General features: G+C 70.7%; 15 protein-coding genes and 5 tRNA genes. 4 read left to right on the top strand and 16 right to left on the bottom strand.

The genetic code is table 11. The annotated features are described in order from the left end of the window. Nucleotides 1-3 precede the first annotated feature (3 nt). Genes ACIA8K_RS26755 through ACIA8K_RS26730 form a run of 6 tightly spaced genes read right to left on the bottom strand, consistent with a single transcriptional unit; the run spans nt 4 to nt 6,600 of the window. A complete protein-coding gene (locus tag ACIA8K_RS26755) occupies nt 4-1,143 on the bottom strand; it encodes an endonuclease/exonuclease/phosphatase family protein (protein ID WP_396063892.1) in 1,140 nt (379 codons plus the stop codon). A gap of 8 nt (nt 1,144-1,151) precedes the next feature. Next, entirely contained in the window at nt 1,152-2,093 is a 942-nt protein-coding gene (locus ACIA8K_RS26750) for a UbiA prenyltransferase family protein (RefSeq protein WP_396063890.1), read from the bottom strand. Continuing rightward, nucleotides 2,093-3,133: an NAD-dependent epimerase/dehydratase family protein gene (locus ACIA8K_RS26745; RefSeq protein ID WP_396063888.1), complete on the bottom strand. Its 1,041-nt coding sequence runs from the start codon at nt 3,131-3,133 to the stop codon at nt 2,093-2,095. The genes ACIA8K_RS26750 and ACIA8K_RS26745 overlap by 1 nt, the downstream gene beginning before the upstream one ends. Then, nucleotides 3,127-4,548 (bottom strand): aspartate aminotransferase family protein, encoded by a 1,422-nt coding sequence (locus ACIA8K_RS26740; protein ID WP_396063886.1) that lies wholly within the window; start codon nt 4,546-4,548, stop codon nt 3,127-3,129. The genes ACIA8K_RS26745 and ACIA8K_RS26740 overlap by 7 nt, the downstream gene beginning before the upstream one ends. After that, entirely contained in the window at nt 4,541-5,536 is a 996-nt protein-coding gene (locus tag ACIA8K_RS26735; protein ID WP_396063884.1) for a lysylphosphatidylglycerol synthase domain-containing protein, read from the bottom strand. The genes ACIA8K_RS26740 and ACIA8K_RS26735 overlap by 8 nt, the downstream gene beginning before the upstream one ends. Further along, nucleotides 5,533-6,600 carry a glycosyltransferase family 2 protein gene (locus tag ACIA8K_RS26730; protein ID WP_396063882.1) on the bottom strand — a complete coding sequence of 356 codons (1,068 nt, stop codon included), beginning with the start codon at nt 6,598-6,600 and terminating at the stop codon, nt 5,533-5,535. Before ACIA8K_RS26730 ends, ACIA8K_RS26735 begins: the two co-directional genes overlap by 4 nt. 150 nt (nt 6,601-6,750) lie before the next feature. Here ACIA8K_RS26730 and ACIA8K_RS26725 point away from each other — a divergent pair, with 150 nt between their 5' ends. After that, entirely contained in the window at nt 6,751-7,794 is a 1,044-nt protein-coding gene (locus ACIA8K_RS26725) for a glycosyltransferase family 2 protein (protein ID WP_396063880.1), read from the top strand. 9 nt (nt 7,795-7,803) lie between these two features. Next, complete coding sequence (locus ACIA8K_RS26720; RefSeq protein WP_396063878.1) at nt 7,804-8,799, top strand: glycosyltransferase family 2 protein; 996 nt, start codon at nt 7,804-7,806, stop codon at nt 8,797-8,799. 278 nt (nt 8,800-9,077) lie between these two features. Here the strand turns inward: ACIA8K_RS26720 and ACIA8K_RS26715 are convergent, their stop codons facing one another. The 4 genes from ACIA8K_RS26715 to ACIA8K_RS26700 all read right to left on the bottom strand — a co-directional run bounded on the left by ACIA8K_RS26715 (nt 9,078) and on the right by ACIA8K_RS26700 (nt 14,875). Next, complete coding sequence (locus ACIA8K_RS26715) at nt 9,078-10,088, bottom strand: aldo/keto reductase family protein (protein ID WP_396063876.1); 1,011 nt, start codon at nt 10,086-10,088, stop codon at nt 9,078-9,080. Nucleotides 10,089-10,136: 48 nt separating this feature from the next. Beyond that, nucleotides 10,137-11,987 carry a BTAD domain-containing putative transcriptional regulator gene (locus ACIA8K_RS26710; protein WP_396063874.1) on the bottom strand — a complete coding sequence of 617 codons (1,851 nt, stop codon included), beginning with the start codon at nt 11,985-11,987 and terminating at the stop codon, nt 10,137-10,139. A 384-nt stretch (nt 11,988-12,371) separates the two neighbouring features. Next, entirely contained in the window at nt 12,372-13,490 is a 1,119-nt protein-coding gene (locus tag ACIA8K_RS26705; protein ID WP_396063871.1) for a transcriptional regulator protein, read from the bottom strand. Between the two features lie 386 nt (nt 13,491-13,876). Then, the gene (locus tag ACIA8K_RS26700; protein WP_396063869.1) at nt 13,877-14,875 is read right to left on the bottom strand and encodes a LacI family DNA-binding transcriptional regulator; all 999 of its coding nucleotides are present in this window, start codon (nt 14,873-14,875) and stop codon (nt 13,877-13,879) included. A 144-nt stretch (nt 14,876-15,019) separates the two neighbouring features. Between ACIA8K_RS26700 and ACIA8K_RS26695 the strand changes: the two genes are divergently transcribed. Then, nucleotides 15,020-16,825, top strand: a complete 1,806-nt coding sequence (locus ACIA8K_RS26695; protein WP_396063867.1) for an RICIN domain-containing protein — start codon at nt 15,020-15,022, stop codon at nt 16,823-16,825. Between the two features lie 57 nt (nt 16,826-16,882). Here ACIA8K_RS26695 and ACIA8K_RS26690 read toward each other — a convergent pair. The 6 genes from ACIA8K_RS26690 to ACIA8K_RS26665 form a co-directional block, all read right to left on the bottom strand. Beyond that, a tRNA-Ser gene (locus tag ACIA8K_RS26690) sits at nt 16,883-16,976 on the bottom strand. A 3-nt stretch (nt 16,977-16,979) separates the two neighbouring features. Then, nucleotides 16,980-17,051 (bottom strand) — tRNA-Gln (locus ACIA8K_RS26685). Between the two features lie 38 nt (nt 17,052-17,089). Next, the gene (locus ACIA8K_RS26680) at nt 17,090-17,527 is read right to left on the bottom strand and encodes an HNH endonuclease (RefSeq protein WP_396063865.1); all 438 of its coding nucleotides are present in this window, start codon (nt 17,525-17,527) and stop codon (nt 17,090-17,092) included. Nucleotides 17,528-17,558: 31 nt separating this feature from the next. Continuing rightward, nucleotides 17,559-17,629 (bottom strand) — tRNA-Gly (locus ACIA8K_RS26675). A 4-nt stretch (nt 17,630-17,633) separates the two neighbouring features. After that, nucleotides 17,634-17,708: transfer RNA gene (locus ACIA8K_RS26670), tRNA-Pro, on the bottom strand. Between the two features lie 57 nt (nt 17,709-17,765). Beyond that, nucleotides 17,766-17,838 (bottom strand) — tRNA-Trp (locus ACIA8K_RS26665). A 354-nt stretch (nt 17,839-18,192) separates the two neighbouring features. Between ACIA8K_RS26665 and ACIA8K_RS26660 the strand changes: the two genes are divergently transcribed. Next, entirely contained in the window at nt 18,193-18,840 is a 648-nt protein-coding gene (locus ACIA8K_RS26660; RefSeq protein ID WP_396063863.1) for a hypothetical protein, read from the top strand. Nucleotides 18,841-18,877: the final 37 nt, after the last annotated feature.

The following is an 18,877-nucleotide window of genomic DNA, read 5'->3' as shown; positions in this document are numbered from 1 at the left end:
TGGTCAGGAGAGCGAGAGCAGCAGTGACTGCCCTCGGTGGTCCGACTGACCCCGGGTCGGGATCAGTTCGTACCTGTGGACGGTGACGTCCGGGGTCGTGAAGACCCAGTCGATGCGCCACAGGCCCAGCCGCCGGTCGTCCCAGCTCACCGGGTACGGCGAGCGCAGTGCCGGGCCGGCGTCGCGCAGCCGGTCGGGAATGAGCCGCTGGATGCCCATCACCGGCGAGGTGTTGAGGTCCCCGGCGACGAACGCCGGGCGTGGGTTGCCGGCCAGGTCGGCGGCGAGCGCGCGGAACGACGCCTCCCGCGAGTCGTGCGCCTCGCTCATCCGCTCCGGGGTGAAGCTGGCGGCGTTCATCTCCACCGGCGTCGGGACGTGCGAGTTGTAGAACGAGACGACCGTGCCGTACACGTCGATGTCGGTACGCAGCGCCTTGTCCGTGTAGTAGGTGCCGGCGATGTCGGCCGGGCCGGGTTTGCTCAGCGTCCGGCCGGCCGGCAGGAACGGCTCCAGGTTGATCGGCCGGGCCTCCACGACCGGCAGCCGGGAGAGCGTCACCAGCTCCCCCACCACGTCGATGCGGTATCCGGGGAACTCCTGCCGCAGCCGCGCGTCCGCGTCGACCCGGACCGGCCGCCCGTCCCGGTTGAAGTAGATGTACTCCTGGAGCAGGTAGACGTCGGCGTCCTGCTCGTGCAGGTAGGCGTAGAAAGCGTCGACGTCCGCGGCCGGGGTGCCACCCGCCGGCGGCTCGGTGCCGGCGTTCCCGGGCGTGTCCCAGTACCAGGTGTTCCAGGAGAACACGTCTATCGCGTCCGCCGGGGCGGGCGGCGGCCGGTGCCACAGCACGCCCGGGTTGAGCCCACCCAGCGAGGCGCCGGCCGCGAGCGACAGCACGGCGAGCGCCGCGGCCGGCCACCGGACCGGGCGGGCGAGCGCGGCCAGCCCGAGCCCGATCACCGGGAACAGCACGAACACGATCGGCGGCGCCAACTCCGGCACACCCCACCACCACACCCGCCCGGAGAGCAGCCGGTGCAGAAGCACAAAGGCCAGCCAGGCCCCGATCAGAAACAGGATCGACCGGGTACGCCACGTCCACCGGCGGGTCGTCGAGGGCGTCGTCACTGTCGTCGTCATGGTGTCCATCAGAGGTACGACATCCTGGTCACGACGAGGAAGCAAGTGGACAGTGCCGCCCACACAAGTGCGTTGACCACGATGGCGCGGTCGCGCAGCAGCGTGCGGACCGGGTTCTCGCCCTTGCCGCGCACCATCACCAGTTGCAGGTACCGGAACAACGTGAACAGCATCAGCGGCGCCAGGATCGCTGCGGCGGCCGGTGCCAGCGCGCCCAGTGGCGCCTCCGACCGCAGGTACAGCAGGTAGGAGACGGCGGCCAGCACTCCGCTCAGCATCATGAGCTGCTCGGTGAGCGGGACCGAGTAGCCGCGCAGCGCCGGCCGGTACGCGCCGCCGGTTGACACCAGCTCCTGCCGCCGCTTGCCGACCGCGAGCAGCAGGCAGGCCGTGAACACGGTGGTGAAGAGCCAGCCGGAGATCGGCGTGTCAAGCACCAGATAGCCCTCGAGCAGCCGCAGCCCGAAACCGGCAGCCACCATGAACACGTCGAGCAGCGGCGTGTGTTTCAGCCCGGCCGAGTAGCCGACGTTGAGCAGCAGGTAGACCACGATCGGCCAGGACCAGGACCACGGCTGCAGGCTGAACGCGCCGAGCAGCACGGCCAGCAGCGTGACCGCGAAGACTGTCGCGGCGCGCGGCGAGACCCGCCCGGACGCGATCGGGCGGTGCCACTTCTTCGGATGCCCGGCGTCCCGCTCGCGGTCGGCCAGGTCGTTGAGGACGTAGACGATGACGGCCGCGATCGTGAACGTGGCGATGCCCCAGGCCAGTTTCCAGACCACGTCCGGCGCCCAGACCCGCAGATCCAGCAGCGGTACGGAGACCACGAGCAGATTCTTCGGCCACTGCCCCGGCCGGGACAGGTGCAGCAGGTACTTCGCCCGGCGCAAGGGCCGGACCGGGGTGCGCAGCGTGGGGACGGTGAGCGTGCTCGTCGAGGCCACCATCAGAAGAACACCTTCGCGAATCGCAGCGCGCCCTGGCTCCACGCCTCCCGGCTGGTACGTCCGGTGCCGCCGGGCGCGGCCACCGACCGTTGCGTGCGCCACCAGTGGTACGTGCGGATCAGCGCCTCCTGGTTGGAGTAGGTGGCGGTGAATCCGAGCTGGCGGCGCGCCTTCTCGGTGCTGACGAACGAGTCGTCAAGCAGCTTGTGCAGCAGGCGGCCGTAGACCGGGGACAGCCGCGCGCGCTGCAGCAGGTGCAGCACGGCCACGGCCGGCCGCGCCGGGATGGAGACGGCACGGCGCCCGTGCCCGGCCTCGTCCAGGATCGCCTGCACGTCCTCGCGGAACGTGCCGAACTCGCTGGCCGCCACGTTGAACGTGTCGTTGGCGATCAGCGGGTCGGCGCGCAGCACTGTGTGCACGAATTCGACCAGGTCCTCGACGGCGCACATCTGGATCCGCACCTGACCCCGGCCGAGCAGCGGGAAGTGCCGGCCCTCCTCGGCCCACTCGAACAGCATCGCGAACAGGCCCATGCGGCCCGGCCCGACGAACGTCTTGGGCCGCAGGATCGGCACGCACAGCCCGTCCGCGCGGAACTTCTCGCACAGTTCCTCGGCCGCGACCTTGGCCCGGCCGTAGTCGTCGACGGGCGTCGGCGGATAGTCCTCAGTGGTCGGCACGACCGTCGGCAGCCCGTAGACCGCGGTGGTGGAGATGTGCACGACGCGCTCCACGCCGGCGCGGTGCGCCGTGGTGAGCACGTTGCGGGTGCCGTCGACGATCACCGACCGGATCTGATCGGCCGCGTAACTGGGCAGCGCGGCGGCGCAGTGGACCACGGCCCGTGCGCCGGCCACCGCCTTCGCCATCGCCTCGGGGTCGCGCACGTCCGCGATGACGTGCGTGGTGCCGGCCGGCGACTCGGTCGGCGCGCGGAGATCAAACCCCAGCACGGGTACGCCGGCGTCGCTGAGCCGCTGGACGACGAAGCTGCCGAGCATGCCGCTGGCGCCCGTCACTACCGTGTGGTTCACCATCGGGAGGCCACCTTCTCCTTGACGAACTCGGTGAGCAGCCGCCGCAGCCCGACCGACAGCGTCTCGTCGAGCGCGGCGAGGAACCGCTCCAGGTCGGCCGGCTCGACCATCAGCGTCGGCGCCACCATCAGCGGGTTCTCGACGTTCGGGCTGTAGTAGGTCATGATCTTGTGCTCGCGGTAGAGGTGCGAGATGACGGACAGCGTTATCAGCTTCGTGCTGAAGTGCGGGTCCCCGGAGAAGCCGGGCACCAGCCGGGACGCCAGGTTGAGCAGCGACGGGCCGGCCTTGAGGAACACGCCGTGCAGCGAGCCGACGCCGGCGACGCGGTCGATGACGTCGGGGTGGGTCTTGCGGAGCCGTTCCAGGCCTGGGGTGAGGATCGCCTCGACCTGCCGGGCCCGGGCCGGGAAGTCGTCCTCGACCACGATGTTCACCGCCTCGATCGCGGTGGCCGTCTCCTCGCCGAAGCCGTAGTACGTGGTGCTGTGCAGGATCACGTCGGCGAGCCGGTCGTAGGCCTTGCGGAACAGCTTCTCCCGCGCGGTGTACCCGGAGATCGAGGCCTTCCCGCCGCCGAGCGACTTGGAATAGGTCAGGATGTCCGGAAGCAGCCAGTCGTACCGCATGAAGTAGAAGAGGTTTCCGGTCTTGCCCCAGCCGGTGTAGACCTCGTCGAAGATCAGGATGATGTCCTCGAGGTCGCACAGCCGCCGCAGTTCCCGCAGTGCCTCCTCGGACCACTGCCGCAGGCTCGACGCGCTGTACGGCTCGACCATCACGGCGTAGACGTCGCTGTCGCCGTTCGCCTTCCGGGTCCGCTCGACGATCTCCTTCACGGCCGCGACGTCGCCGTACGGATGGATCTCGATGTTCGGCAGACCGGGGAACCGGAAGTGGTTCTCCGACGAACCGGTCAGGCTGCCCGCGCCGAGCGTCTTGCCGTGGAAGCTGATGTCGGCGCGCAGGATCGTCTGCCGGGTGCCACCGTGGTACTTGTACGCCATCTTGATGGCGCCCTCATTCGCCTCCGCACCCGAGTTCGGGAAGTAGGAGATGGACAGGTCGCCAGGCAGCACCGAGGCGACGTTGTGGCTCAGCGCCGCGAGGTACGGCGAGAAGAACGCCTTGTGCACCTCCAGCCGCTTCTCCTGGGCGAAGCGCTGGCGGGCCGCGAGGATCCGCGGGTGGTTGTGGCCGTGGTTGAGCACGCCGACGCCGCCGGACAGGTCGAGCACTCGGCTGCCGTCCCGCATGGTGACGTAGGCACCCTCCGCGCTGTCGACCAGCTCCCGGCCGAAGCCGAACGTGGTCATCAGCGACACCTGGCTCCGGCTGACGTACTTCTTGTAGAGGTCATGGACCTGTTTGGTGGTGAGCTGCTCGCACTCGTCCAGCCCGATCAGTTCAGACATACTGCTCGTCTCCCGTCGTGGTCGATGCTTCCGTTCCTGCCGCACCGGTCGCGGCCCGGGATCGCCGTCGCGCGATCTCGACCGCCACCAGGGCGACGCTTCCCATCCCGATCTCGGCGACCGTGCAGACCAGCCGGCTGGCCAGCGCGACCACCGCGGCCGCGGGCACCGGCAGCACCACCGCAAGCGCCGCGGTAAGCACCGCCTCCCGGACCCCGATGCCGTCCGGCGTGAACACCGCCACCAGCCCGACCGCTGTCGCAAGCGAGAACGCGCCGACGGTGAGTGCCAGGGAGCGCAGCGGAGGCGCGCCCATCGCCACGGCGAGCACCCACAGATGCAGGCCGGTGATCACCCAGGACACGCTCTGCCAGGCCACGGTCAGCCGGATCGACCGCGGCGCGGCCATCCGGTCGGCCGGTTCGCGGCGCATCACCCGCAGCATCAGGTGCGCCACCCGGTTGACCGCCTGCGGCCAGATCAGCACCGCGAGCAGCACCGCCGGGGCCAATGCCAGCCAGCCGGCCTGGTCGCCCATCACCTCGGCACCTGCGAACAGCCCGATCGTCAGTGCGGTAAGCAGTCCCAGGCTCATCGACAGCGCGCCCGCGCTGGCGAGCCGGATCAGCCCGACACCGCCGTTGTGTGCCACCCGGGCGGTCGCGGCCAGGCCGAGCACCTTCCCGGGTACGTACTTGGAGAGGAACCCCACCACGAAGATCCGCATCACCTGCGCGGCGGCCACGGGCGGCCCGAGCTCCAGCAGGATGACCCGCCAGGCGAGGAATCCGAAGGCGAGCCCGGCGACGTTCACTGCCAGCGACGCGAGCAGCAGCAGGGTGACCTCCTGCCCGCCGCGCCGGGCGAGCAGCGCGCCGACGACCGTCCAGTCCTGGCGCCGCAGCGTCCACACCAGCGCGACGGCCAGGGCGAGCGCGAACGCCACAGCGGCGATCCGCCACAGGACGCGCCGCCGGCCCTCGCTCATCGTGCGGCCGCAGCGGCCGTGGCGGGCCCGATCGGCACCGGGTCCAGCTGCCCCCGCGAGGCCTCGTAGGCGACGCGCAGCAGGCCGAAGCCCGCGCCGAAGAAGAACGCCAGCAGATAGCAGAACTGCATCCAGAGCACGAACAGCATGAACCCGGTGCCACGGTGCCGCCGGGCGAACCCGAGGAACGGCGCGTTGGCCGCGACGAACGCGGCGGCGGACCCGGCGGTCACCAGCACCGCCCACGGCTGCACGACGGCGACCGGCACGCTCAGCGCCGTCAGCGCGGCCAGCACGGCTCCGAGCAGCGGCGGGCGGCGCCGGGTGTGCCGATGCGGCCCGATCATGTCCAGCCGGAAGCCGATCTCCCGGTCCCGGGGCAGCCGCCGGGTCCGGGTCAGGATCACCGGGATCGTGCTGGCCCGCCAGAACCGCTCGACGATGCAGCCCCAGAACGTGTCCTCGTCGTCCGCGCGGGTGACCACCCGGTCCGTCACCACAAGCCGGTACCGCGCGGGCATCCGGCTGCCGAGCTCGAAGTCCTCGCCGTCGCGAAGCCGTTCGTCAAGCCCGCCGGCCTCGTCGAACGCGCTGCGCGAGACGAGCGTGTTGGACAGGAAGGTGGCGGTGCACTGCTTGCGGTCGAAGTGCTCGTACGCCACCCGGTACGCCTCGACCAGGCCGTCGTCGTAGAGCGGGTCGGGGGCGTATACGCCCTGCACCATCGCGCAGTCCGGGGTCTCCCGGTACGCGTGGACCGCGTTCTCTATCGCGTCCGGGGCGAGTGCGGTGTCCGAGTCCAGGAAGAAGATCAGCGGCGCGGTGGTGTGTGCCACGCCCACGTTGCGCGCGCCGGCCGCACCGGTATTGCCGGACAGCCGCAGGATCCGGGCCGGATAGCGCTCGGCGATCTGCCGGGACCCGTCCGTGCTGGCATCGTCGACAACGATCACCTCGGCCGGCCGGTACGTCTGCGCGTACACCGAGTCGAGGCAGGCCTGGATCGTCTTCTTCTTGTTGTAGTTGGGAACGATGACCGCGACATCCTCGCGCTGTTGCACCATGTCGATCCTTCCGTCGGAACACAACGTACGGATCAGGGCTTGTCGATTGTTTGTCGACTGTGGACTCGCGACAAGGAAACGCACCAGGGGCCGCGTCTAGCGTGGGGCAGCCATGAACCGCCTGACGAACGATCGTGCCCAGGAGCCGCCATGAGCCATGCGAACACGCTGGTGTCCGTCATAGTCCCCAGCTACAACAGCATCCGGACACTGCGCCTGTGCCTGGAGTCGATCCGCGCCCAGACGTACACGCCGATCCAGATGATCGTGGTCGACGACGAGAGCACCGACGGTTCCGACGCGATCGCCGAGGAACTCGGTGCGACGCTCGTGCGCACCGGCGTCAACAGCGGCGTGGCGGTCGCCCGCAACATGGGCGTCGACGCGGCCTCCGGCGAGATCCTGTTCTTCCTGGACTCCGACCTCGCCATGGACCCGCGCGCGGTGGACACCGCCGTCACGCTCCTGGAAAGCATGCCGCACGTCGGCGTGTTCTGCGGCGCGTACGAACCGGTGCCGCTGATCCCGACCACGATGGCCGGGCGGTACCGCACGATCGAGCAGGGCGTGTGGTTCAACGAGATCGAGGCCGGGCCGATCCGCGGCCTCTACAGCGCCATCTTCGCGACCCGGAAGGAGACGTTCCGCGCGATCGGCCCGTTCAACACCCGGCTCCGCTGGACCGAGGACATGGAATACGGCATCCGGATCCTTCAGCGGTACGAGATGTGGGTGAGCCGCGACATCCACGGCCGGCACGACCACGACCGCACGCTCTACACCATCTTCCGGAAGGTGTGGCAGCGGACCCGGCTCGGCATCCAGCTCTGGACCCACTTCCGGCAGTTGCCCGGTGGTGCCGCCGCCCCGAACCGTGCGCTGTCAAGCGTGACCGCGCTCGCCGCCGCGCTCGCGCTGCCACTGCCGCTGCTTGTCGGCCCGCTCGGGGCGCTCGCCACCCCGCTGCTGGTCCTGCTGACCATCGGGCTGGACCCGCGGATGTACCGGTACGCGTTCACCGACGGCGGCCTGCTGTTCGGGCTGTACTTCACCGCGGTCCGGATCGCCGTGGTCCTCACCACGGCAGTCGCCGCCGGCACCGGCATCCTGCAGTACCTGCTGACCGGCGGCCACCGCGCCGGTGTCCCCGTCAAACCCGCCGGCCGCCGCCGCATCGCGGTCGCGCAGAAGTAGGAGACGTCCATGAGCAGCGACAATCCCCTGGTCTCGGTCATTCTTCCGCACTACAACCGCGCCCACCTGCTGCGCATCACGCTTGCGGCGCTCGCGGCGCAGAACTACGCGCCGATCGAGGTGATCCTCTCCGACGACGCCAGCACCGACGACTCCCGGCAGGTCGCCGCGTCGATGGGTACCACGGTCGTGCACAGCCCGGTGAACCGCGGCCCGTCCGCCGCGCGGAACCGGGGCGCCGAGCACGCCAAGGGCGACATCCTGCTGTTCGTCGACTCAGACATCGCGCTCGACCCGGACGCGGTCGGCAACACTGTCACGATGCTGCGCGACCACCCGGAGCTGGGGGCGGTGGGCGGCATCCTGCGGCCGGAGTCGCTGCACTCGCGGACGCCCGCGGCCCGGTACCGGGCCGTGCAGATGTACAAGTGGTGGATGCCGACCCACCGGCCGACCCTTGAACTGCACTCGTGCCTGATCGCGGTGCCGGCCAAGGTCTACGCGCAGATCGGCGGCTTCAACGAGAACCTGCGGGAGATCGAGTCCGCCGACTACCGGAACCGGCTCGCGGACAACTACCCCGTCAAGATCACGGACGTGGTCAGCGGCCGGCATGAGCACGACCACCGGGTCGGCATGATCCTGCGGAAAGTGTTCATCCGCGCCCGGGCCAGCACGATCGCCTGGCGCAAGGGTGAGCTGCCCGGCGACTCGCTCCCCCGCGCCATCGGCGGCGTGCTGTTGGTCGGTGCGGTCGCCGCACTGCCGCTGCCGGCCTTGCTCGGCCCGGTCGGCGCGATCCCCTCGGCGGCCCTCGCGGCCACCGGGGTCGCGCTGGACGCGGGCACCTACCGGCACGCGTTCGCCTCCGAAGGGCCGGTCTTCGGCGTCTACTTCAGCGGCGTGCACGTACTTGTCACGCTGGCCGGCACGATCGGCGGCGGCCTCGGCGTCCTCCAGCGGGTACTGACCCGCCCCCGCCGTCCGGCCCTCCAGGCCGGCTGACCGGCCGCGCGGCGGCGCGGCCGAGGAGAGCGGGAGGATCGGTGCCGATCCTCCCGCTTCCTCATTTCGGCGCCGGCTATGGCTTTTCGCCACCGGTTCTGGCTTTTCGGTGACCGGCGACGGCACCGGCAGGGAGGAGCGCCAGCGACGACCGTTGCCCGCGGGAGCAACGCTGAGTGGCCACGCCGGAAGCGGGAAAAGCGTTTGTGGCTCATGGTTCTGTTTCGACGAAGAAGGCGCCGTCCGATGTCGACGGCGCCTTCGACGGCGAATGAGGGTCAGTCCTCCTCGGGGAGCGGCCAGCCGCGGTCGATCAGGGTCAGGTCGGGGTCACGCTCGGCGACCGGGTCGATGACCTCGTCGATGGCCTTCATCAGGTCGGCGTCGAGCGTGACGCCGGCGGCCGCGACCGTCTCGCGGAGCTGGTCGGGGCGGCTGGCACCGACGATCGCGGAGGCCACGTTCGGGTTCTGCAGCACCCAGGCGACCGAGAGCTGCGCCATGGTCAGGCCGGCCTGATCGGCCAGCGGGCGCAGGCGCTGCACACGGGTGAGGATCTCCTCCTTCATGAAGCGGGCCATCGAGCCGCCGCCGGTCTCGTCGGCGCGGGAGCCGGCCACGTGCTGTCCGGGCAGGTACTTGCCGGTCAGCACGCCCTGGGCCATGGGTGACCAGACGATCTGGCTGATCCCGAGTTCCTCGCAGACCGGCAGCACCTCGGCCTCCGGCACCCGCCACAGCATCGAGTACTGCGGCTGGCTGGAGATCAGCGGTATGCGGTACTCCTTGGCCAGCGCATGCGCCTCGCGGATCGCCTCGCCCCGCCACTCGGAGACGCCGATGTAGTGGGCCTTGCCCGAGTGGATCACGTCGGCGAAGGCCGACATGGTCTCCTCAAGCGGGGTGAACCTGTCGTAGCGGTGTGCCTGGTAGACGTCGACGTGGTCGGTGCGCAGGCGGCGCAGGGACGCGTCGATGGATTCCATGATGTGCTTGCGGGACAGCCCGACGTCGTTCGGCGCGTCGCCGTTGCGCCAGTAGACCTTGGTCAGGATCTCCACCGACTCGCGGCGGACGCCCTGCAGCGCGCGGCCGAGTACATCCTCGGCCTTGACGCCCTCACCGCCGTAGACGTCGGCGGTGTCGAAGGTGCTGATGCCCAGCTCCAGCGCGGTACGGACGCAGGCGTGCGCCGTCTCCTCGGACACCTGTGAGCCGTGGGTGATCCAGTTGCCGTACGAAATCTCGCTGACGAACAGGCCGGACCGGCCGAGACGTCTGATCTCCACGTGTAGATCCTTTCGGGTCGTGCCGCGGGCGACCATCGCCCGCGTGGGTCACCGTGCCTGTTCGTGCGCGTACGACCGCAGCAGGTGCGGCATCCGGTACACGCCCGGCTCCGCACTGTCCAGCAGTCGCACGTCGACCACGCGCTCAAGCAGTCGTTCCGTCTCCCAGACCGGGCGGGCGAGCAGTGCCGCCGCATCGTGCAGCGTCAGTGCCGGGCCGTCCCATCGGCCGAGCCGGGCGAAGGCGGCGGCGGCCAGCCGGTCGACCGGGTCGTCACTGTCGAGCAGTTCGCGGTGGGAGGCGGCGAAGCTGCGCCGCACACTCAGTCCCGCGAACTCAAGCTCGTCAAGGCGCGACGACACGGACTCCATCCGCCGGACCAGCGCGTCGACCGGCCACTGTGGACGCGCGGCCAGTCGTGCGCCGGCCACCCGGATCGCGAGCGGAAGGTTCTCGCAGTGGTCGGCGAGCGCAGCAGCTGCCTCCGGCGCCTCGGCGACCCGGGCCTCGCCGATCAACTGCGCGAGCATGTCCACCGCGGCCGGCCGGGACAGCACACCGAGCGGCAGGTGGGTCGCGCCGTCCAGGCCGGCCAGCACCCGGCGGCTGGTCACCAGGACACCGCTGCCCGGCGTGCCGGGCACGAGCTGGTGGACCTGCTCGACGTCGCGCGCGTGGTCGAGGACCATGAGCAGCCGCCGGTCCGCGGTCACGGTGCGGAACAGCGCGGCCGCCTCGGCGGGCGTGTCCGGGTGCTCCTCCGCCAGCACCCCGTACGCGCGCAGGAACCGCTTCAGCACCTCGGCCGTGTCCAGTCCCCGCCCGCCGACGACACCGCCGCCGAGGTCCACGTAGAGCTGACCGTCCGGGAAGCGGTCGGCGAGCCGGTGCGCGGCGTGCACCGCGAGCGCCGATTTGCCCACACCGGCGTGGCCGTCGATCGCCACCATCGCCACCGAGCCGATCCGGCCGGCCGACTCGAACGCCTCCTCGATCACGCCGAGTTCCCTGGCACGGCCGAGCAGCCCGGTGGATGCGGTCGGGAGCTGGCGCGGTGGGGCAGCGGTCGTGGTGACCGTGACTGCCGAGCCGGGCGGGTCGGCCGGGTCCAGCTCGCCGCGCAGGATCGCGGTGTGCAGGTTGCTCAGTGCCGGGCCCGGTTCCGCGCCGAACTCCTCCCGGAAGCGGATGCGGGTGGCCGCGTAGTGCTGGAGTGCCTCGGCGCGGCGCTCGGCCGCCCACAGCGAACGCATCAGGGCCGCGGTCAGCGGCTCGGACAGCGGGTAGAGGCTGGTCAGGCGGCTGAGCCCGTCGATCGCGGCCTCGGCCTGCCCGGATCTCAGCTCGGTCTGCGCCCACAGCACGCCAGCACTGATGATCTGCTTGTCGATCCCCTCGCGTACCCGGGACGCCCAGTCGCCCGGGACCGCCGCCAGTGGCCGGCCCCGCCACAGCCGCAGCGCCTCGCGGAGCAGCCGCAGCCGCTGCGGGTCTCCGGCCGCCGGGTCCTTGGCCTCGGCGAAGAGGCGCTGGAAGTGGTGGATGTCGACGCTGTCGCGGCCCAAGTCGAGCAGGTAGCCCTGATTGCGCCGGTTCAGCAGGGCCGGGCCGGCCGGTGTACCGGAGAGGACGCGGCGCAACCGGGCGATGTGTGCGTGCAGAGCCTGGCGGGCGCCGTCCGGCGGGTGGTCGCCCCAGACCCGCTCCACGAGCAGGCCGATCGGCACCGGCGTCTCGGCGTAGACCGCGAGGCAGGCCAGGACCGCGCGGCGCTGCGGTGGGCCGAGGTCGAGCGAGCGGCCGCCCACGTCGACCTCGACCGGCCCGAACAGTCGTAGTGTCGGAGACCCGGTGGGGTGTGGCTCCGCCTGGAGCCCGGCGCGTTGCAGGACGGTCATCGTGCGCCTGATTCCCTTGGACGTCCGTTCCGCCGGTCGTCATGTGCGTTAAGCATCGTTCTCCCGCTTTCCCCGTTGACATACTGCGGCGGGACGCCCTTGGCCCGGCCCGCCACGTGACTACGCGTAAGAGATGCATTGCGGGCGCCGCAACTCACGCGTTATGCGAACAGTTACCGTCAGCACCCCGGCTGACCTCATGAAACGTGATTGGCTGGACGCATTCGAGAAGCGACGCCAAGCCGAAAGTATACATAAACGCCGATACCAATGCGGTACTCTACGTGACTTCAATGCTTGTGTTCCCGCGTCAATTAACTGGTTCCCGTAAATCGGAGACCGGCCCCGTGTACAAGCGCTCATTCCGAGCTGTTGGACACCGGGTCACGCCGCCGTCCGGCGGTCCTCGGACCGGGCGCCGGGGGCCACGGCCCCCTCCTCCAGCCGCTCGGCGAACTCCAGCCACTCCCGGGCACAGGCCCGGGCCAGGTCGGCGAGCGCGTAGTGCGAGTGCGGCGGCACCTGGCCGTCGAACTGCGACCACCCGTGCGGTCCGCTGACCCGCGGGGTCAGCCAGCGCAGCAGCGCGCGCCCGTGCTCGGTGAACCGCAGTGACGGATCGCTGCGCAGACCACGAAGGATCGCGCCGGTCCCCTCCTCCGGACTCCGGTCCGGCTCGCGGCGCACGGGTCGGGGCGATTCGTCAGGCCGCGGCGGGTCCGGCCGGGCGACACCGGCCTCGCGGGCGCGCTGCGGCTTCGGCACCGGGTCCTCGCCCCGCATCATCCGCGCCCGGACGTCGCGCACCGTCATCGGTGAGATCCCGCAGGCGGTGGCGACCTGCCGCAGCGACGCCCCGGGTTCCCGGGCGATCATCTCACTGGCCAGCCGGCGCCGGTGGCTCATGTCCGTGGGCCGGACCCGGCCGTCCTGCCCGAGACGCCCGGCGGAGCCGGCCTCCGGGACGATGCGAAGCGTCGCGACGGTGGCCGCGGACAGGCCGGCCACCCGCGCGACGGCCCGGTCCGACCAGGCCGGGAACGCGTCGAGGATGCGCGCCGCGGCCGCCTTCCGGTCAGCGAGCGACAACGGCAGCCCATGCTGCGCGTTCACCTGCACGCCCAGCACGAATGCCTCGTCCGGCGAGCCGTCCAGGAATTGCACCGCGATGCTCTGATCGCCGCGCAGCACCGCGGCGCGCAGGCGGTGCACGCCGTCGATGACCCGCAGGGTGTCCCGGTGCACAAGGATCGGCGGCAGCTCCGCCGCCGTCTGCACAAGCAGGCGCAGGTGTTCCTCGTCGATCCCGGCCAGCCGCGGCGAGTCGACGGCGGAGAGCAGGGACAGCGGCACCTGTTCCATTCGCCGGCCGATGGACTGACGTGGACTGTCGCCCGCCTGGACGGACATCGATCTCCCCTCCGGCGACGGGTTCTGGGCGGTGGCGTCCGCGCGCGGCCCCGCGGGTGACGTGACCAGGCCGGGCGGGATCACGGCGCGCATGACCGAGCCGGGTGTCCCGCCGGTAGCCCGGTGGCAGGCGGGTGCGTCGCCTCGCAGTGCGGCGCCGTTGCGGCCGGGCCGTGTCCAGCCCGGCCGGCGGGCGCGGTGATCGATGGTGATGATCTCTCAATCGTCGTCGCGACAGCGAGCAGCGCAAATCCCATTGCATCCATTCCAGGCCCCCGTGCTTGGATGGCTTCGGACGGACTGCACGCCGATTGCCGCACGGTCCGACCGCCCGAGCAACAGACAATACCGCTAACCGGCACATTGCGGGAGAGCGTGTTCCCGTCGATTGCAAGTTCCATCCGCCGAGTCATTCGACAGTGATGCCCCGGCGGTTCTGCACACTCATTTCCGGGGGTACGCGGGCGCGCGCACAAAGATCAAGAATGACCTGACGGGCCGGAACTCCGCCGCACCTGCAGCACCGCGGGGAACTCTCCACGCCAGTGCGCGGCGAATTGCCGCTTCACCAGCGCGCGGACCGCGGCGGCCGCCATCTCCTCGACCGGCTGGCGGACCGAGGACATCGGCGGGGTGGTGCACAGCGCGATCACGCTGTCGTCGAAGCCCACGATCGCCACGTCCTGCGGCACCGGCCGGCCCGCGTCGGCAAGCGCCTGCATCGCGCCCGCCGCCTGCGAGTCACTGGCGGCGAAGATCGCGTCCAGCGCCGGCTCCCGGTGCAACAGCCGGGCGGTCAGGTCGTACCCGGAATCGCGGTGGAACGTGCCGGTCACGGAGACGTCCGGCAAGCCGAACTCGTGCACCGCACGCCGGTAACCCTCGCGCCGCCCGTCAGCGTCGGTGTTGCCCTCCGGGCCGTGTAGCGCGGCGATACGGCGGCGGCCGGTCTCGAACAGGTGCCGGACCGCCGCATAGGCCCCGCCGGCGTTGTCCACACCGACGAACGGCACGGCCGGGGCACGCGTCGCCATCGACACCACCCGGTCGCAGCGGGCGTAGAACTCGCACGCGCGCTCCGGCGGCACGTTGAGCAGCACCGCACCCACGCTCACGGTGCCGGCGATCCGCTCGAGGAGCGCGGCCACGCCGGACTCATCCACCAGGTGGACCTGTAGCTGGAGGTTGCTCCCGGCGAGTTCCTGAAGTATTCCGGCGGTCACCCGGCCGTAGTACGGGCTCGTCCCGAACGTCGCGGCGTCCTCGACCACGACCATCTCCACGACCTCACCACGCCCGGCGGCCAGGGCCCGTGCCACCGGATCCGGCCGGTAGCCGAGGCGGCTGATCACCTCCCGCACGCGGGCGCGCGTCTGGTCCGCGACGCCGGGGGCATCGTTGATCACCCGGGAGACGGCGGCCTTGGACACGCCCGCATCCGCGGCGACGTCGGCGAGTGTCGGCCGCTTAGAAGACATTGGACAATCATATAGCTACCGCCGTTTCATCCCGAATGCCCTGGTTGCAGGGTTTGCACATCAACGCATCGACATGCGTCCGGCACAGGCCGTAGGATCCTCGACGGTCCATCGTGGACCAAGCGACGAAATCGGGGGATTTCTGTGTCGTTGTCGCGACGCGTACTCGCCGTCCTCACCGTGCTGACGGCCGCCACCGGCGCCGCCATCGCCGGCCCGGCGCACGCCGAACCGCCCGCATCCGCATTCGCACCGTCCGACATGGTCCGCGAGCCGCTGCCGCCGGGCTTCGACGGCGTCGCGCCAGCGCCGCTGCCGGCCGCCGTGGCACAGGCCGAGATGGCCGCAAACGCGGTCCGCTGCGAGGGCGACGGCGTCACCGGCAAGCGGGTCGAGGTGCTCTACGTCCGCGAGGCCGCCCAGGCCAGCCGCTACCCGCTCTACGCGCCGACGATCCGTACCTGGATGGCGAACGTCGACGACGCGTTCAACGACAGCGCCGCGAAGACCGGCGGCAGCAGGCACGTGCGCTTCGTGACCGAGACGGCCGGTACCGGCTGCCAGGCCGTGGTCCGCGACGTCACGGTGCCGAACGGCACGTTCACCGGCAACGACTGGGCCACCATCAAGGCCGCGGTGGCGGCGCAGGGCTACAACCGCACCGACCGCAAGTACATGCTCTTCGACGAGAACAGTGCGGCCTGCGGCGGCGCCGACCCGGACAACGACGAGACACCGGGCTCGTCCAGCCGGTGGAACCTCGGCCCTCGCTACCTGGAGGTCGGCCCCGGCTGCTGGGGTGCAAACGCGGCCGCGCACGAGCTCGGGCACCTGTTCGGCGCGGTGCGCGACTCCGCGCCGCACGCGGACGGGGCCGGGCACTGCGTCGAGGAGTGGGACCTGATGTGTTACGGCTCCGCGGTCAGCGCCTACACCTGCGGGGAGAAGGACGACGACCGGCTGCTCGACTGTGGCAACGACGACTACTTCCACACCAACCCGGCGGCCGGCAGTTACCTGGCTACGCACTGGAACTCGGCGAACAGCGAGTTCCTGATCAAGGCGAGCACGCCGGACAACGACGACGGGCACCTGCGCGGCGGTAAGTCGTACGTGATCACCAACGCGGCGACCGGGCACGCGATGGAACCGCTGAACGGCAGCACCGCGCCGCTGACCGAGATCAGCCAGCGGCCGATCTCCGGCGCGCAGACGCAGCGCTGGCTGCTCAACTACGCGACCGGCTGGCAGGTGGTCAACGTGGCCAGCCAGCTGTGCCTGGACGACTACTACAGCCAGACCGCGCAGGGCACCACGTCACTGCAGTACTACTGCGAGCAGTCGAACGGCATGGCGTGGGCGCTGCAGCCGGTCGGCAACGGCCGCTACGCGATGATCAACTACCTGACCGGGTACGCGCTGACCAGTCAGGGCGTGCACCCGGCGAAGCTGGCGCAGTACCCGTACACAGGTGATCTGACCCAGCAGTTCACGCTCACGCCGGTGACCGAGACCGCACCGGCGGCCGGCAGCACATACACGTTCACCAGCCGGCACGGTACGAACATGTCGGTACCGAACGCCACGGCCGGCGCGTTCGTCACGCACGCGGCGATCAGCACCGCGACCACCCAGCGGTGGACACTGCAGGCCGGCAACGCGGCCGGGCGCTTCCGGATCGTCAACGCGTCCACCGGCCTGTGCCTGCGGCCGGAGACCACCGCGACGACCGCGGGCCTGCGGTTGCAGCAGTACACCTGCGGCACCACGAACGACCAGAACTGGACCGTCCGCCGGTACGCCGACACCCGGTACGGCTTCATCAACGTGGCCACCGGGCAGGCCGCGTCCCTGCTCACCGGCGCGAACGTCACCCAGCAGCCTTACCAGGGCGGCGACTCGTCCGGCGGCCTCGCCGACCGGGTCTGGGGCCTGATCAAGGTCTCCTGACCCGGCGGCCGGCCCCTCCGCAGCCGGCTTCGCAGGGTGGCGCACTGTCCAGAGGTGTGGAGGAGAGTGAGGGATTCGAACCCTCGGCAGAGGTGTGCACCCCTGCAGCGGTGTAGCAAACCGCCGCCTTGGACCACTCGGCCAACTCTCCATGCTGCGGGCGGAGGATTCGAACCTCCATCGTCCGGGTCAGAGCCGGATGTGCTGCCGATTGCACCAGCCCGCACCGGGCGTCCCGGGCCGCGCTCAACACGGCCCGGGACGTCACAGGGCCATTGCCGCCCAGGTGGGAGCGGCCGGCCGGAATCGCAGGGGCATGCGCGCCTCGGAAGGCGTGCGGTCACCCTTGCGCTGGTTGCATGCGCCGCACGCGGCGGCGGTGTTCACCCACGAGTTGCGGCCGCCGCGGGAGCGGGGCAGCACGTGGTCGATCGTCGAGGCGTGGCCGCCGCAGTAGGCGCAGCGGCGGCCGTCCCGGACCAGCACACCGGCCCGCGACCAGCCGGGGCCGCGTGAATGACGCCAGCGCGTCACCACGTAGCTGACCAGCCGCACCACCGTCGGCACCGGCCAGACACCTATCTGCGTGTCGGGGTGCGCCTCGTGAACCTCTGCCACGCGGCGCACGAGCATCCGCACCGCGTGGCGGAGACTGACCCGGTGCAACGGGCCGAGGTCGGCGTTCAGCACCAGCACGTCCACCGGATCCTCCCTTCAGGTTTGTCGTCGTGAGAGCGGTTACGGGGAGTCGAACCCCGGTCTACTGCATGGCAGGCAGCCGCACTTCCGTTGTGCTACAACCGCATCGTCGGGATGCCCGGATTCGAACCGGGGATCTTCCGCTCCCAAAGCGGACGCGTTGACCAAGCTACGCCACATCCCGTTTCAACAGTCCGCCGCGTAATTCTCCATTGTCGCTTCTGCATGCATTTAAAATACGCACGGGCGGCAGGAGTCGAACCCGCAACCTACGGCTTTGGAGGCCGTTGCTCTGCCAGTTGAGCTACACCCGTCTGCGATTTCCGCACTGAAAAGCCGCCCGGTCCGGTCTCGGACTCAGGCGGCGCGTGAAGCCGGGGAAGTCGCCTTACCCCAGGCTGCGCCGCTGTCGCCGGCCACGGAAACTCACCGGACCTCGGACGGATGAGACGGGTTGCTCCGTCGCCACGGACGAACTGTGCGGCAGATGCCACACTGCGGCATTCTGGAACATTACTGCCTTCGACATCACCGCCTCCTCTCTCAGTCCGTCTTGCTCGGTGCTGGGACATACGTTAACCACCGCATGCAACACACACAACCAATTAAATGCCATTCCCACGGTACGGCCGGGAGCGCGCCGATAACCGCTGCTAGGATCGGTGATCATGAGCATGCGGCTCAGGAAGCAGATGCGCGCCCGCCGGGACCCGGCCCTCCCGCCCGCCGGGGTTGCCGCCCTCCTCGCCGAGGTCGCGTCCCTGCGCGCCGAGGCCGCGGCCGTCCACGCCACGCTGGATACCGTCCGCGCCACGCTGGAGGTCCTCCGCCCTGGGCCTGAGGTGGCGCCGGCCGATGATGTCGCGCGTGACTACGTCGTCTGGCGCGACGGCCCGCTGCTCCGGCTCGCCAAGGCCCTCACCCGCCGTCCCGGGCCGGCCGCCTCTGCCGATTCTCCGGTCGAGCCGCCCGCGCTGGCCCGCGGCAACGCGATGCGTGCGCTCTGCCAGGTGCTCCTGGCCCCGGCGACCGATCCCCAGGACCGTCACCGCCGGGTCGGCGAGACAGTCACCGAGCTGCTCGGCGACCTGTCCTGGCGTAACGACGCCGGCCTGATCCGCACGCTGATCGAGGTCCGCGACGGTGCCGCGACGTTCGCCGGGGCCGTGGCGGCGGACGAGTGGAACTGGCCGGTCCCGGACGCGCCGCTCGCCCCGGGCCGCTACGAGATCCTGCCCGGCTCCGAGGGCGCCCGGGTCGCCGCTGTCGCCGCCCCGGGCCTGCGTGGCGTGCTCCCGCTCGTGGTGGCCGGCTGAGCTTCCGCCCGTCGTGGCCGGCTGAGCTCGCGCTCGT

It is taken from the genome of Catenuloplanes sp. NPDC051500 (genome assembly GCF_044454585.1).
Lineage (GTDB): Bacteria > Actinomycetota > Actinomycetes > Mycobacteriales > Micromonosporaceae > Catenuloplanes.
The sequence above is the reverse complement of the archived record's forward strand: the minus strand, read 5'-3'. Positions and strand labels throughout refer to the sequence as shown.

Bases quoted from the DNA above. Each gene is read 5' to 3' on its own strand.
- ACIA8K_RS26755 (WP_396063892.1), bottom strand. From the start codon at position 1,143: ATGACGACGACAGTGACGACGCCCTCGACGACCCGCCGGTGGACGTGG.
- ACIA8K_RS26750 (WP_396063890.1), bottom strand. From the start codon at position 2,093: ATGGTGGCCTCGACGAGCACGCTCACCGTCCCCACGCTGCGCACCCCG.
- ACIA8K_RS26745 (WP_396063888.1), bottom strand. From the start codon at position 3,133: ATGGTGAACCACACGGTAGTGACGGGCGCCAGCGGCATGCTCGGCAGC.
- ACIA8K_RS26740 (WP_396063886.1), bottom strand. From the start codon at position 4,548: ATGTCTGAACTGATCGGGCTGGACGAGTGCGAGCAGCTCACCACCAAA.
- ACIA8K_RS26735 (WP_396063884.1), bottom strand. From the start codon at position 5,536: ATGAGCGAGGGCCGGCGGCGCGTCCTGTGGCGGATCGCCGCTGTGGCG.
- ACIA8K_RS26730 (WP_396063882.1), bottom strand. From the start codon at position 6,600: ATGGTGCAACAGCGCGAGGATGTCGCGGTCATCGTTCCCAACTACAAC.
- ACIA8K_RS26725 (WP_396063880.1), top strand. From the start codon at position 6,751: ATGAGCCATGCGAACACGCTGGTGTCCGTCATAGTCCCCAGCTACAAC.
- ACIA8K_RS26720 (WP_396063878.1), top strand. From the start codon at position 7,804: ATGAGCAGCGACAATCCCCTGGTCTCGGTCATTCTTCCGCACTACAAC.
- ACIA8K_RS26710 (WP_396063874.1), bottom strand. From the start codon at position 11,987: ATGACCGTCCTGCAACGCGCCGGGCTCCAGGCGGAGCCACACCCCACC.
- ACIA8K_RS26705 (WP_396063871.1), bottom strand. From the start codon at position 13,490: ATGCGCGCCGTGATCCCGCCCGGCCTGGTCACGTCACCCGCGGGGCCG.
- ACIA8K_RS26700 (WP_396063869.1), bottom strand. From the start codon at position 14,875: ATGTCTTCTAAGCGGCCGACACTCGCCGACGTCGCCGCGGATGCGGGC.
- ACIA8K_RS26660 (WP_396063863.1), top strand. From the start codon at position 18,193: ATGAGCATGCGGCTCAGGAAGCAGATGCGCGCCCGCCGGGACCCGGCC.